The sequence below is a fragment of the Amycolatopsis sp. NPDC004747 genome (assembly GCF_053601335.1).
Genome location: NZ_JBSGBQ010000001.1, coordinates 222,737 through 237,173, shown reverse-complemented (window position 1 = coordinate 237,173; position 14,437 = coordinate 222,737). Strand labels below are relative to the sequence as shown.

Below are 14,437 nucleotides of genomic sequence, written 5' to 3'. Positions count from 1 at the left end.
GCGGTCAGCGGGCTCCGGCGTGCACCCGCTCCACCGTCTCGGCCAGGCCGGCCAAACCGGGCAGGACCGCGTCCGCCACCGCCGGGTCCTGCGGCCCGGCGTGCCGGTTGACCCACACGCGCGGGATGCCCAGCGCCTGGGCGGGCACCATGTCGTGGAAGTGGCTCTGCGCCACGTGGACCCAGTTCCCGGCGGTGGCGTCGAAGGACGCGGCGAACCGCCGGAAGTGGCCGTGCCCGGGTTTGTACTCGCCGACGTCCTCCGCGGTCACGATCGCGTCGATCGGCACCGCGAGCCGCCGCTGGGTCTCGCCGATCAGATCGCGGTCGCAGTTGGTCAGCAGGGCCAGCCGCCAGCCCGCTTCCCGCAGGGCGGCCAGCGCCGGCCGGGTGTCGGGGAAGACCGGCCAGTACGGCAGCCCGGTGCCGAGCACCGACGCGTCGTCCGCCACCAGCTCCAGCCCGGCTTCCGCCGCGGTGCGGCGCACGGACTCGGCGAGCACCTCCCGGTACCGCCGCACCGGCTGCTCGGCCTGCACCTGCGGCTCGAACCGGTGGTAGACCTCGAGCAGCTCCGCGCCGCGGCCGGGGAACAGCAGCTCCAGCCCGGTGGCGATGCCGTGGCGCCAGTCCACCAGCGTGCCGAAGCAGTCGAACGTCGCCCAGCGGATCATCCGGTCTTCCCCTCCGTGCCGGTCAGGTCCGTGCCGGTCAGGTCCGCGAAGATGTCCGCGAACTCGAAGATCACCCGGGACCGCCGGCCGGACACCCACGCCAGGCACACCTCGTTCGGCGGCAGGTCCTCCACCGGCACGAGCGCCACGTCCGGCCGGGTGTAGTACTCCGACGTCGACCGCGGGACGATCGCGACCCCGCGCCCGACCGCCACGTGCTCGAGCTTCTCCTCCACGTTCCGCACCGGCCGCCGCGCCGGTCGAGTGCCTTCGCGCAGCTCGACCGCGATGTCACGCCACTCCGGCACCGCGTCCGGGTCGTTGAGCAGGTGCTCGTCCGCGAGGTCGCCGACCCGCAGCGACTCCTTGCCGGCCAGCCGGTGGCCGGCGGGCAGCACGGCCACGCGCGGCTCGCGGAACAACGGCCGCACGCTCAGCCCGCGCCAGTCCACCGGCAGCCGGACGACGCCGACGTCCGCGCGGCCGTCGTGGAGGACTTCGGTCTGGTCGTCCCAGGTGGTGCGCAGCAGCTCCACGGTGAGGCCGGGGTGCCGCGCCGAGAGCTCGCGGACCGCACCGGTGACCGTGATGCCCGGCATGAACGCCACGGTGAACGCCGAGGTGCCGCGCGCGGCCGTCGCCACCCGGCGGCGGAGGGCGTCGGCCGAGGCCAGCAGCGGCCGGGCGTCCTCCAGCAGCTGGCGGCCCGCCGCGGTGAGCTCGGTGGACCGCTTGTCCCGCACGAACAGCCCGGCCCGCAGCTCGCCCTCCAGGGCCCGGATCTGCCGCGAGAGCACCGGCTGCGCGATGTGCAGCCGGGCGGCGGCGCGCCCGAAGTGCAGCTCTTCGGCGACCGCCACGAAGTACCGCAGCTTCCGCAGATCGACGTCCATCGGGCCTCCCTGAGACCTCCAGGGTATGGGGTGCCGGCTCAGCCCGGCCGGACCGTGACCGACTCGCCCGGCCGGAGGGTGACGGTCCGGTGCCAGGCCCCGGCCCGCACCTCGGTCCGCGTCCCGCCGACGCTGCGGATCACCGCCCGGGTGACCTCGCCGTCGCGCCAGGCGAGGTCGACGTCGAACCCGCCCCGCGCGCCGATCCCGGTCACCCGGCCCGCCGCGGCCCACGCCGACGGCAGCGCGGGCAGCAGCTCCAGCACCCCGGGTCGCGAGTGGACCAGCATTTCGAGCATCGCCGCCGGCGCGCCGAGGTTCGCGTCGATCTGGAAGATCGTGTAGCTGCCCTGGCTGTACATGTCGAAGAAGTTGGGCGCGGTCCCGTTGCCGTTGTTCACCGACGGCCGCAGCACGGTCAGCAGCAGCCGGTACGCGCGGTCGGCGTCCTTCAGCCGGGCCCAGCACGCCGAGCGCCACGCGGTCGCCCACCCGTAGCTGTCCATCCCGCGCGCGACCAGCAGCGATCGGACGCCGTCGAGCAGCTCGCGCGGTGCCGTGCCGGCCGCGATGCGGTCGCCCGGGAAGAAGCCGATCAACGGCGAGAGGTGCCGGTGCGTGGTCTCGCCGAGGTTGTCCGGCGACATCCACTCCTCGAGCCAGCCCGTCGTCGGGCTCACCTTCGGCAGGTACAGCTTCTTCTGCAGCCCGGCGATCCGGTCGCCGTACGCGCGGTCGCGGCCCAGCACCGCGACGGCTTCGCGGTAGTGCTCGAACAGGTCCCAGACGATCTCCTGGGCGTAGGTGATCCCGCGGGCGTCCTGCGGGCCGTGCTCGGGCGACCAGTCGTGGTCGTCGACCAGCACCTCACGGCCGTCGACGGTCATCGGGAGCAGCCGCGCCTCCCAGAACTCGGCGGCCCCCTTCAGCAACGGGTAGATCCGGGCGAGGTAGGCCTTGTCCTGGGTGAAGGCGTAGTGGTCCCAGAGCGAGTTGCACAGCCACGCGTTGCCGCCGGGGTGCCACCACCAGCCGGAGCCGCCGTAGATGTTGGTGGAGAACGCGACCGCCCAGCCGGCGACCTTCCCGCTCGTGTTGCGGAAGCGGTTCCTCGGGTCGTTGAACAGCCGCTTCGTGTTGTCCGTCCACACGGGAAGCTGCGCGAGGCAGTAGCCGGCCAGTGCAGCGAAGCTCTCCGGCAGCGCCGCGCGATCGGCCAGCCAGTAGTTCATCTGGAGGTTGATGTCGGTGTGGTAGTCGCTCATCCAGTCCGGCGTGTTGCTGTTCTGCCACAGGCCCTGCAGGCCCATCGGCAGGCCGTCGCGCGAGCCGGTGATGGTCAGGTAGCGCCCGAACTGCAGGTAGCTCGCCTCCAGCTCCGGGTCGGGGACGCCCGGGTCGTCGTGGCGGGCGACCAGCCGCGCCCAGGTGTCCAGCGCCCGTTTCGCCGGCGGCGACTGGCCGAGGTCCACGCTCATCCGGTCGTACAGCCGCCGGTAGTCGGCGACGTGGGTGTCGCGCAGCGTCCCGCCGGCCACGGCCAGCGCCGCGGCCGCCTTCCGCTTCGCCAGTGCCAGGGGGTCGAGGGAACTGTCGAGGAACTTGCGCGCCGCGTCGGGCACGTAGTTCGTGCCGCCGCTGAGCACGATGACGACCTCGCTGCCGCTGAAGGCGAGCCCACCGGAGGTCGTCACCGTGCAGGCGTACTTCAGGCCGTTGGCGAAGGTGCCGGTGAACGCGCCCGCACCGGCCGGCGCCTCGCCGCGGGTGGGTTCCAGCGTCACCGAGCCCGTGACGGGGCCGCCGCTGAGCCGGATCACGACGACGTCGTCGGGGTGGCTCGCGAAGTACTCGCGGCGGTAGCGCACGCCCTGGTACCGGTAGGTGAGCACGACCAGGCCGTTGCTCAGGTCGAGGGTGCGCCGGTAGTCCGTGACCCCGGTGTGCGCCGGGACGGCGATCCGCAGCTTCGCGAGCAGGCCGAGGGTGCCGAACCTCTCGGTCTCGTACGGGAACTGGCCGTCGTCCTGGAGGACGGCGTTGGGGCCGCCGGTCCACAGGGACGCGTCGGCGAGGTAGAGCAAGTCGGCGGCCGGGTCGCCGCCGACGAGGGCACCGATCCGACCATTGCCGATCGGCAGGCCCTGTTCGATGATCTTGTTCTCGCTCGCCGGTGCCGGGTACCACAGGGTGGTGGCCGACGACTCGGGGACGAGCTCCTCGCCGGCAGGTCGGATGACTTCCGCATGGGCACTGAACGGACGAAGGCCGCCCAACGCCACTCCGGCGCCGACCGCGCCACCGAGCTTGAGGAAGGTCCGACGCGACGGCGGGAGAGGCAGTTCCGGCATGGGTCATCCGTTCGGCGTTGGGCGGAAAACGGCCGCGAAGCCCGCCAAACATATGACCTATCCGATCCGATGGTCAAGAATCTTCGAGATGGCCGGGTTACCCGTGATCGGCTCGCTCGGCCAGGTACTCCCGGAAGGTGATCTCGCCTTCGCGGTACCCAGGAGCCAGGTGGCCGCCACCGGCGTAGGCCCGGAACGTCTCCCCCGGCACCTTCAGCGGGACGATCCGCCGGCGCCGCCCGCTCGCCTCGCCGACCGCCTGGGCCAGCTCGGCCGCGGCGAGGATCTCCGGGCCGCCGAAGTCGGGCGCCCGGCCGGCCGGGTCGTCCAGCGCGTGCGCGGCGAGGCGGCGGGCGACGTCCCGGACGTCGACCGGCTGGAAGGAGATCCGCGGCACCGGCACCACCGGCAGCCGGGACGCCCCGGAAAGAACGGCGCGGACCAGGCCGTGGAACTGGGTGGCCCGCTGGATCGTGTACGGCAGGCCCGAGGCGGCGAAGTGCTCCTCGGCCTCGTGCTTGGCCCGGTAGTAGCCGAGCGGCACCCGGTCGACGCCGACGATCGAGACGTACACCAGGTGCGGGCCGCCGGCCCACCGCGCCGCCTCGATCAGCGTGCGCGCGAGCTGCGTCTCCCGGCCGAAGTAGTCGGTGGCGCAGTGCACGACGACGTCCACGCCGGCGAGGGCGCTGTCGATGCCGCGTCCGGTGCGCAGGTCGCCGCGGACGACGTCCGGCGCGGCCCGCCTGCTCAGCACGCGGACTTCCTCGCCCGCCGCCCGCAGCCGCGCCACGACCGCCGAGCCGAGCTGCCCGGTGCCGCCGGTGACCAGGATCCGCACGTCGACCACCTCCGGCGCCATCCTGGCACGGGTGCGCCCGCCGGGAAACGGTTTCCCGGCGGGCGCAGCCGCACTGCCTCAGTTGCGGTTGATGGTGAAGGTGGTGGTGCGGTTGCGGATGTCCTCGGCGTTGTCGGCCAGAGTCAGCCCGGTGAAGGTCGCCGAGCCGACGGCCGGGCCCTGGCCCGGTTCCGGCAGCTCGTTGGCCCAGATCCCGATCCCGGACTTGGCGTCGAAGGCGTCCCCGCTGCGGTGGGCGCCGGTGATCGACACGTTCGTCAGCACGGTGTCCTCGACCGGGTGCTCCGGACCGCCGTTGTACTTGGTCTGGAACATGATGCCGCTGTAGGTCGGGCTCTGGATGTCCACGTCGGACACCCGGATGCCGCGGAACTCCTTGGACGCGGAGAACAGCCAGATCGCCGGGAACGTCTGCTGGCCCCAGAAGTGGCCGCCGTCCCGGACCAGCGAGGCGTTCTGGACCGTCGTCGGCTGCGGCCCGAACCCGAGGAAGGGGTAGCCGAAGTCGAGCGAGCTGATCGTGATCGCCGAGTAGGTCAGCGTGTCCGCGATGTAGAGGTTGCGGAAGGTGTTGTTGTACCCGCCGTACACCGCCAGCCCGGCCGCGCGCCACGGGGTGAGCGCGGTGAGGTTCTCGAACACGTTGTCGTACTGGTTGCCCTGGTTGATGTCCGTGGCGGCGAACAGCGCGAAGCTGTCGTCACCGGTGGACCGGGCCTCGATGTTGGTGACGTGGTTGCCGGTGCTCCCGTTCGTCAGGTTGACGCCGTCGGCGAAAGTGTCGCGGATCCGGGAGTTCCGAATCGTGGTGTTGTCCACGTTCGTGCCCCAGACCATGACCACCTGGTGCTCGACCCAGAGGTTGTCGATGGTCAGGTTCGCCACGTTGGTCAGGTTGAACACCTTGCCGGGACCGTCGATGCGGGACGTGTAGTTCCCGAACACCGCGAACCCGCTGAACGTCGAGCCGTTCGCGCTCGGCTGGACGTCGATGCCGATGTCGGTGTTCTCCTGACCCGAAGGCGCGGAGAACTTCGTGAACCACGGCCCGGCGCCGGTGACGGTGACGGCCTTGCCGTAGACGTTGAGCTTGCTCGACAGCGCGTAGTTCCCGGCCGGCAGGTAGACGCCGGTGAGCGTGGTGTCCTGCCGGACCTTGTCGAGGGCGCTCTGCACGTCCTGCTGGGTGAACCCGGTGGGCACCGCGAAGTGCGCCGGATCGGGGTTGGCGGCCGCGGTGGCCTGCTCGAAGTTGACGAAGTCGATCGCGTAGTTCGTCGTGTTGGCCGCGTCCTTCTGCAGCTTGATCCGGCTGCCCGCGGGCACGGTGGTGCCGAGCAGCATGCCGGCTTCGTCGTAGATGTGCCGCGGTCCGGCACCCGGCGAGTTGCCCGGGCCGGTTTCGGCGCCGTAGAGCCACGCGTAGTGCGAAGTCAGGTCGATGGCCTTGAGGAAGGTGCCGTCGACGTAGACGTCGAGGGTCGCGTTGATCCCGCCGCCGCCCGCGCTGTCCGGGATGGAGAACCGGGTGACGAGGGTGTTGGTCGCGGCGCGGGTGGTGAACTCCACCGACGAGCCGGTCGAGTTGAGCGTCACGGCCTTGCGGCCCGAGGCCTCGCCCGCGAGGTCGCCGATCGTGCGGTTCGGGCCGACCACGGCCGCCCCACCGGCGAGCACGCCGTCCTCGGCCTCGTACATGTCGTAGGGCATGTTCGCGCCGCGGCCGGCGAACAGCGCCTGGGTGCTGGTGTTGTTGGCCTGCTTGACGGGCAGTTCGTTGGCGTCGTTCGCCACGACCGTCTTGACCGTGTACCGGCCGTTGGCCGCGGTCCAGGTGCCGGCGGTCACCGGCGCGGCGGTCGCCCCGGCGGCGATGGCCCCGGTGTAGCTGCCGGTCAGCGTCTTGACGACGGTGCCGTTCTGGTCGGTGATCGTCACCGTGACGGCGTGGGCGCCGCCCGCACTGGCCACGGTTCCCTGGTTGCGCAGGGTCGTGGTGAAGGTGACGGTGTTGCCCGCGGACGGGTTGCCCGGTGACCACGCCGTCGCCGCGACCAGGTCGGAGCTCTGCACCGGGCTGACGACCAGCGCCGTCGAGCCGGTGTAGGAGTTGTTGGCCTCGTTCTGTTCGATCACGGCGTTGGCCTCGTCGACCTTGGCCGTGAGCTGGTAGCTGCCCGCGTCCCGGGTGCCGATGTTCGCCGACACCGTCGCCGCAGCACCGGCGGCGAGCGCGCCGACGTTCGCGGTGCCGACCTTGGTCGTGCCCAGGTAGAGGTTGACGTTCGTCGCGCCGGAAGCGGCGGTTCCGGCGTTGCGGACGGTCGCCGACGCGGTGATCGCGTCGGTCTCCACCGGGTTCTGCGGTGACCAGGACACGCCCGAGATCGTCAGGTCCGGGTTGGGCGCGGGGACGCCGAAGACCTGGAACTCCGCGGCCTGCCCGCCGCCCGCACCGGAGTTGGCGGTGACGCGGAGGCGGACGTCGGCGGCGCGGCCGCCGAGCGGGATCGTCACGGCGTTGCCGGTCGCGGGGCTGAAGCTGTAGGTCTGCGCGGCGGCCAGGGTGGTGAAGGCGGACGCGCTCTGTTCCCGCCCTTCGACGGCGATCGTCTGGGTCCGCGGGCCCCACGCCGGGTCCGGGTTGAGCCTGACCACGACCTGGTTCAGGTCGGCGTTCGCGCCGAGGGCGACGGTCAGCAGGTTCGGGTAGGTCCCGCCGCCGCCTTCCCAGTAGGTGGCCGGCGAGTCGTCGTTGGCGTTGGCCGCCACGTACGTCCACTCCGTCGAGGACGCGGTGATCGGCTTGCCCAGTGCCAGGTTGGTGCCGACCTGGGTGCCGGTGCGCGTCACCGTGTTGCTGTCGGCCGACTGGTTGCCCGCGGCGTCCTTCGCGCGGACGAAGTACGAGACGGTGGCGCCGTCGGGCTGGCTGTCGGTGTAGGTGAGGACGTTCCCGCCGACGCTGCCGCGGAGCTGGTTGTTCGCGTAGACGTCGTAGCCGGCGACACCGGTGTTGTCGGTCGAAGCCGACCAGGTCAGCCGGATCTGGCCGCTCGCGGGCTGGGTGTAGGCGAGGTTGCCGGGCGCGGACGGCGGCTGGGTGTCGCCGCCGGCGGGCCCGTGCACCTCGAACTCCGACAGCTGGGCGGCGGGCCAGCCGGTGTTCGCGGTGACGTTCAGCCGGACGTACCGGGGCTTGCCGCTGACGTCGACGGTGACCGTGTTGGCCTTGGCCGGGTCGAAGACGTACCCGGCCGACGGCTTCAGGTCCGTGAAGGTGGTTCCGTCGGTGCTGCCCTGGACGCTGAACGTCTCGGTGCGGGCGCCCCAGTTCGCGGCCGGCAGCTTGAGCACCAGCTGCGCGACGTCCGACGGCGTGCCGAGGTCCGCCTGGACCCACTGCGGGAACTGGTTGTTCGTGCTTTCCCAGTAGGTGTCCTGGTTGCCGTCGCCGACGTTCGAGGCGGGATAGCCGGCGAGCTGGCTGCTGGCGGTGTAGGTCGCGGCGGCGGCCAGCGCGGCGGCCCGGACGGCGGGCGCGCCGGCCGGGGCGGCGCTCACCGGGGCGGCGGGCGTGGTCAGGAGCAGGGACAAGGCCGCGAAGGCGGCCGCGGGTGACAACACTCGCTTCGTTCTCATGCGGTTCCTCTGATCCGGGGAGGAGGGAGACGACTCGGAGCGAAACCGGAATCTTCCTGACATCTGCCGTGATATACCGGTCATCTGTCAGGTTCTTGCACTGATTCGTTCAAGACTTACAGTGACGGGGGCCACAAGTCAACGGGCGGACACGGAAAAGGCCTCCTCGCGGGGATGCGGGGAGGCCTCTCCGAGGTGGACGGGGGTCAGTGCACGGCACCGAGCCGGATCACGCGGGTGCCCGGGGCGTTCGCCGGGTCGCCGCAGTGCGCGCAGACGGTGGCCGGCTCCAGCACCTCGCCGCAGGCGTGGCGCCAGAGAGTGGGCGGTTCGCCCTGGTGGACGTACTTGTCACCCCAGGCCATCAGCCCGAGCAGGATCGGCTGCAGCGCACGGCCGGCTTCGGTCGGGTGGTACTCGTGGCGCGGCGGGTGGGCTTCGTACTGGACCTTCTCGAGCACGCCCGCGTCGACGAGCTTGCGCAGCCGCGCGGCCAGGATGTCCCGGCTGGCGCCGGTGTTCTCGGCGATCTGGTTGAACCGCCGCTCCCCCAGCATGATCTCGCGCAGCGCGAGCAGGCTCCACCGCTCGCCGACGACCTCCAGTGCCTCGGCGACCGAGCACTCGCGACCCCGCCGGACCATGCCACCTCCACGGATTGAAAACCCAACCTAGCACGTCAACAGTATGTGATGTGCGGAACAGCTAAGTTGTGGATTCCAACTCACCCGGCGTATACCGAAGACATCCCCAGCTGCGAGGAGGCAGACGCCATGACGGACGCGGTGATCGTCGACGCGGTACGAACCCCGATCGGCAAGGGCAAGCCGAACGGCACCCTGGCCGGCGTGCACCCGGTCGACCTGCACGCCCACGCCCTGCGTGCCCTGGTCGAGCGAGCCGGCGTCGACCCGTCCCGCATCGACGACGTGATCAGCGGAGCGGTCGGCCAGATCGGCGAGCAGAGCATGAACACGGCCCGCTGGGCGGCGCTCGCGGCGGGCCTGCCGGAATCGGTGCCCGCGGTGACGGTCGACCGCCAGTGCGGCAGCAGCCAGCAGGCGATCCACTTCGCGGCCCAGGGCGTGATCGCCGGCGCGTACGACGTGGTGATCGCGTCCGGCGTCGAGTCGATGAGCCGGGTCCCGATGGGCAGCCAGGCGGCGGGCCGCGACCCGTTCGGCACCCAGGTCGCCGCCCGCTACCCGGACGGCCTGGTACCGCAGGGCATCAGCGCGGAGCTCATCGCGGCGAAGTGGGGCTTCACCCGAGCGCAGCTGGACGAGTTCGCGGCGGAAAGCCACCAGCGCGCGGCGAAGGCATGGGCGGACGGGAAGTTCACGACCGAAGTGGCTCCCCTCAAGGCGCCCGGCCCCGACGGCACCCTGCGCGAGGTGACGACCGACGAAACGGTCCGCCCCGGCACCACCCCGGAGATCCTCGCCGGCCTGAAGCCGGCATTCCGGGCGGACATCTGGGAACAACGCTTCCCGGACCTGGCCTGGCACACCACCGCCGGCAACTCCTCACCGATCAACGACGGCGCCGCAGCACTGCTGATCACCAGCAGCGAGACGGCGGCCGCACTGGGCCTGAAGCCCCGGGCCAGGATCCACAGTTTCGCGGTGGCCGGCGACGACCCCCTGCTCATGCTGACCGGCGTGATCCCGGCCACCCGGAAGGTCCTGGCCCGCGCCGGCCTCAAGGTGGAGGACATCGACGCATTCGAGGTCAACGAGGCATTCGCCAGCGTGGTACTGGCCTGGCAAAAGGAGATCGGCGCCAACCCGGCGAAGGTCAACATCAACGGCGGCGCGATAGCGCTGGGCCACCCCCTGGGCGGCAGCGGAGCCCGCTTGGCAACAACGCTGCTATCGGTGTTGGAGCAGACGGGCGGCCGCTACGGCCTCCAGACAATGTGCGAGGCAGGCGGCCTGGCCAACGCAACAATAGTCGAACGCCTGGACTGACCCTTCAGCAGGAAAGCACGTCAGCTCGGGTCAGGAGGCTCCTCGACACCATCCCGATCAGCCCACTCCAGCAACGGATCCAGCGAGAACACGGCGTCATCGATCCCGGCATGAAGATCCCCCAGCTCGGCAAACCGAGCGGGAACGGTGGCAATGGTGAAGTCCCCCGGCTCGGCATCATCGATCTCCTCCCACCGAACCGGCGTGGAAACCGTCCCTTCAGGATTCCCCCGAACCGAGTATGCGCTGGCAATGGTGTGATCCCGGGCATTCTGGTTGTAGTCGACGAAGAGCAGCCGCGGATCCCGATCCTTGCGCCACCACGTCGTGGTGACGTCATCCGGAGCCCGCCGTTCAACCTCGTGGGCAAAAGCCAGCGCAGCCCGCCGAACGTCGGAGAAACCCCACCGAGGCGGGATCCGGACGTAGATGTGCAACCCCCGCCCACCGGACGTCTTCGGCCACCCCACCGCACCAAGCTCATCGAGAATCTCATGAGCGACGTGCGCAACCCGCCGCACCCGGTCGTAACCGCATTCCGGCATCGGATCGAGATCGATCCGCCATTCGTCGGGCTTCTCGGTGTCCGCCCGCCGCGAGTTCCACGGATGGAACTCCACAGTGGACATCTGCACCGCCCAGGCCACGTGTGCGAGCTCGGTGACGCACAGCTCGTCGGCGTGCCGGTTGTACCGGGGGAAGGTGACCCGGACGGTCTCCAGCCACGGCGGCGCACCGTTCGGCACCCGCTTCTGGTGCACCTTCTCCCCCGCCACCCCGGACGGGAACCGGTGCAGCATGCAGGGCCGTTCACGCAGGGCGTTGACGATCCCGTCGCCGACCGAGAGGTAGTAGTTGACCAGGTCGAGCTTCGTCTCGCCGCGGGCCGGGAAGTACACCCGGTCCGGGTTGGAGATCCGCACGGTGTGCGGGCCGACCTCGAGCTCAACAGCCTTGACCGCCATGCGACAGACGGTACAGCGGCGGGGAGGAAGGCGGAGGTGCACAATCGGGCGGGTGCACCTCCCGACGGACGGTCACGTCCACACCGAATGGTCCTGGGACACGGTCACCGGCTCGATGACCGGCTCCTGCGAGCGGGCGATCGAGCTGGGCCTGCCGTCGGTGGCCTTCACCGAGCACGCGGACCTGACACCGTGGCTGCTCCCGGAGCCGGTCCGGCCGCTGCTGCCGGACCACTTCCGGGTGCGGCTGCGCCCCGACGGCGTCCTGGAGCCGCCGGAGCTGGACGTCGCGGGGTACCTGGCGTGCGTCGAGGAGTGCCGCGCGCGGTTTCCCGGGCTGCGGATCCTGTCCGGCGTGGAGCTGAGCGAGCCGCACTGGCACCGCCCGCGCGCCGACGCCCTCCTGGCGGCCCATGGCTTCGACCGCGTGCTCGGCTCGGTGCACTCCCTCCCGGACGGCGAGCACCACCGCGAGCTGACGGTGGTCTCGGACCGGCCGCCGGGCGAGCTGCTGCGCGCCTACCTCGGCGAGGTGCTGGGCCTGGTCGAGTCGACGGCGGACTTCGCGGTGCTGGCCCACATCGACTACGCCCTGCGCTCGTGGCCGGGCGAAGGCCCCCCGTTCGTGGCGGCGGAGTTCGAGGAGGAGTTCCGGACGGTGCTGCGGGCCCTGAAGGCGAGCGGGCGCGCGCTGGAGGTGAACACGAAGGTGCCGCTGCCGGGCGAGGTGATCCGCTGGTGGTTCGAGGTGGGCGGCGAGGCGGTGGCGTTCGGCAGCGACGCCCACGAGCCGGGCCTGGTCGGCCACGGCTTCGAGGACGCGGCGGCCCTGGTGGAGGCGTGCGGCTTCCGCCCGGGCCGCGACCCGCACGCCTTCTGGCGCCGCTGACCGGCACGCTCACCCAAGCGCCCCAAGGCGGCCTTGGTTGCGTCTCACGCACCGAGGGCCACCTTGGGGCGCTGGGGGCCAGGCCGAGCCGAGGGTGAACACTTAGGCGAGTGCGTGCCGGCCGTGGGCGCGTGACTCCGCGCTCTGGTCCATCAGCCGGGCCGCGACCCGCCCGATGGCCGCGTCCAGCTCGGCGCGGTTGTTCGTGCCCCAGTCGCCGAGCCGCTCGGCCAGCCAGTCGTGCCAGGCCCGGACCACCTTCCCGAACTCCTCCCGGCCCGGGGGCGTCAGCTCCCAGCCGTCGCGGGTGTAGCGCAGGTGCCCCGTCAGCTCGAGGCGGTTGAACGCCGGCTCCAGCACCTGCGCCGGCACGCCGAAGTGCTCACCGATCGCCCGCAGCGTCGCCGGCGAGCCGCGGCGTTCGCGCAGGTGGACCTGCAGCAGGCACCAGATCCCGCCCTCGTCGAGGTCGCCTCCGGCCCGCTCGACGATCGCGGGCGCCATTTTGCGGCGTTCGCGGAAGAACAGCGTCGCGACCGCGCGTTCGAGCTCGCGGTCGTCGGTGCGCGCTTCCGGCATCGCGAACCCGTCGCCCAGGTCCGGGGCCGCCGCGCGGGCCGTGTCGCGCAGCGGGACCTCCTTCAGGAAGAACGCCAGGACCAGGGCGACCAGGCCGACCGGGGCGGCCGCGAGGAACACGACGTGCAAGGAGTCGCTGTACGCGCGGATCACCGGTGCCGAAACCGACGAAGGCAGCGCGTGCAAGGCCGTCGGTACCTGCAGGGCCCGCGGGTCCACCCCCGGCGGCACCGGAAGCGCGGCCAGCTTGGGGGTCAGCTGGTTCGCGTACACCGTGCCGAAGATCGCCGCGCCGAACGAACTGCCGATCGACCTGAGGAAGGTCACGCCCGAGGTCGCGACCCCGAGGTCGGCGTAGTCGACGGTGTTCTGCACCGCGATGGTCAGCACCTGCATGCCGAGCCCGATGCCGAGGCCCAGCACGGCCATGTACGCCGACGCCTCCCAGAACCCGGTGCCGGTGTCCAGCCGGGACAGCAGGTACAGGCCGATCGTCATGCCCGCGGCCCCGGCCAGCGGGAAGATCTTGTACCGCCCGGTGCGGCTCACCGCGTTCCCGGCGGCGATCGACGCCACGAGCAGGGCCAGCACCATCGTCAGCAGCCGGACGCCGGACGTCGTCGCGGACGTGCCCTGGACGTACTGCATGTACGTCGGCAGGTACGACAGCGCGCCGAGCATCGCGAAGCCGACGACGAAGCTCATGATCCCGCCGACGGTGAACACCGGGTTGCGGAACAGCCGCATCGGCAGCATCGGTTCCTTCGCGCGCAGCTCCACGAAGACGAACGCGGCCAGCAGCACCACCGAGCCGATCGCCATCCCGATGATCACCGGCGAGCCCCACGCGTACTGCGTGCCGCCCCAGCTCGTCACCAGGGTCAGGCCGCTCGCGGCGAGGCCGATGAGCAGGATGCCGAGGTAGTCGATGACCGGCTTGACCACCGCGCGGGCGTTCGGCATCGCCGAGGACGCCACCACCAGCACCACGACGACCAGCGGGATGTTGACGTAGAACGCCCACCGCCACGACAGGTGGTCGACGAAGAACCCGCCGAGCATCGGGCCGGCCACGGTCACCACGCCGAACACCGAGCCGAGCACGCCCTGGTACTTGCCGCGCTCGCGCAGCGGGACGACGTCGGCGATCAGCGCGGTCGAGGTCACCATCAGCCCGCCGCCGCCCAGGCCCTGCACCGCGCGCCAGACGATCAGCCAGACCATGCTGCCGGCGAACCCGGCGCAGAACGAGCCGACGCCGAACACGACCACCGACAGCTGGAACATCAGCTTGCGGCCGAACAGGTCGCCGAGCTTGCCGACGACCACGGTCATGATGGTCTCGGCCAGCAGGTACGACGTCACGACCCAGGACAGGTGCCCGGCGCCGCCGAGGTCGCCGACGATGGTGGGCAGCGCGGTGCCGACGATGGTCTGGTCCAGCGCCGCCAGCAGCATCCCGAGCAGCACGGCGCCGAACACGGCGTTGACCCGGCCGCGGCTCAGTGCGGGCGGCGCCGCGGCGCCCGAAGACACCTCCGCGGTGGCCGTCATCTCTCCAAGCTAGTGGCCGCAGTCCACTGTGGATAGCCACCCGTTCCGGTGGTCCACGC

At 71.4% G+C, this 14,437-nt stretch carries 10 protein-coding genes; 2 read left to right on the top strand and 8 right to left on the bottom strand.

The features are described from left to right. Window positions 1–4 precede the first annotated feature (4 nt). From ACWEGE_RS00940 to ACWEGE_RS00915, 6 genes are all read right to left on the bottom strand, one after another. A complete protein-coding gene (locus ACWEGE_RS00940; RefSeq protein ID WP_449658388.1) occupies window positions 5–673 on the bottom strand; it encodes an HAD family hydrolase in 669 nt (222 codons plus the stop codon). Next, window positions 670–1,566: a LysR family transcriptional regulator gene (locus tag ACWEGE_RS00935; protein WP_449658387.1), complete on the bottom strand. Its 897-nt coding sequence runs from the start codon at window positions 1,564–1,566 to the stop codon at window positions 670–672. The genes ACWEGE_RS00940 and ACWEGE_RS00935 overlap by 4 nt, the downstream gene beginning before the upstream one ends. Before the next feature lie 38 nt (window positions 1,567–1,604). Next, window positions 1,605–3,917 (bottom strand): glycosyl hydrolase family 95 catalytic domain-containing protein, encoded by a 2,313-nt coding sequence (locus ACWEGE_RS00930; RefSeq protein WP_449658386.1) that lies wholly within the window; start codon window positions 3,915–3,917, stop codon window positions 1,605–1,607. A 97-nt stretch (window positions 3,918–4,014) separates the two neighbouring features. After that, the gene (locus ACWEGE_RS00925) at window positions 4,015–4,767 is read right to left on the bottom strand and encodes an SDR family oxidoreductase (RefSeq protein WP_449658678.1); all 753 of its coding nucleotides are present in this window, start codon (window positions 4,765–4,767) and stop codon (window positions 4,015–4,017) included. Window positions 4,768–4,836: 69 nt separating this feature from the next. Then, the gene (locus tag ACWEGE_RS00920) at window positions 4,837–8,421 is read right to left on the bottom strand and encodes a discoidin domain-containing protein (RefSeq protein ID WP_449658385.1); all 3,585 of its coding nucleotides are present in this window, start codon (window positions 8,419–8,421) and stop codon (window positions 4,837–4,839) included. Between the two features lie 206 nt (window positions 8,422–8,627). After that, complete coding sequence (locus ACWEGE_RS00915) at window positions 8,628–9,065, bottom strand: winged helix-turn-helix transcriptional regulator (protein ID WP_449658384.1); 438 nt, start codon at window positions 9,063–9,065, stop codon at window positions 8,628–8,630. A 129-nt stretch (window positions 9,066–9,194) separates the two neighbouring features. On the opposite strand from ACWEGE_RS00915, the gene ACWEGE_RS00910 reads away from it, so the two are divergent. Then, the gene (locus ACWEGE_RS00910; RefSeq protein WP_449658383.1) at window positions 9,195–10,391 is read left to right on the top strand and encodes a thiolase family protein; all 1,197 of its coding nucleotides are present in this window, start codon (window positions 9,195–9,197) and stop codon (window positions 10,389–10,391) included. A 20-nt stretch (window positions 10,392–10,411) separates the two neighbouring features. Here ACWEGE_RS00910 and ligD read toward each other — a convergent pair whose 3' ends face one another. After that, on the bottom strand, window positions 10,412–11,356 hold the full coding sequence (ligD, locus tag ACWEGE_RS00905) for a non-homologous end-joining DNA ligase (RefSeq protein WP_449658382.1): 945 nt from the start codon (window positions 11,354–11,356) through the stop codon (window positions 10,412–10,414). 52 nt (window positions 11,357–11,408) lie between these two features. Here ligD and ACWEGE_RS00900 point away from each other — a divergent pair, with 52 nt between their 5' ends. Beyond that, complete coding sequence (locus tag ACWEGE_RS00900) at window positions 11,409–12,245, top strand: PHP domain-containing protein (protein WP_449658381.1); 837 nt, start codon at window positions 11,409–11,411, stop codon at window positions 12,243–12,245. A gap of 102 nt (window positions 12,246–12,347) precedes the next feature. Here ACWEGE_RS00900 and ACWEGE_RS00895 read toward each other — a convergent pair whose 3' ends face one another. Next, window positions 12,348–14,378 (bottom strand): DHA2 family efflux MFS transporter permease subunit, encoded by a 2,031-nt coding sequence (locus ACWEGE_RS00895; RefSeq protein ID WP_449658380.1) that lies wholly within the window; start codon window positions 14,376–14,378, stop codon window positions 12,348–12,350. Window positions 14,379–14,437 lie beyond the last annotated feature (59 nt).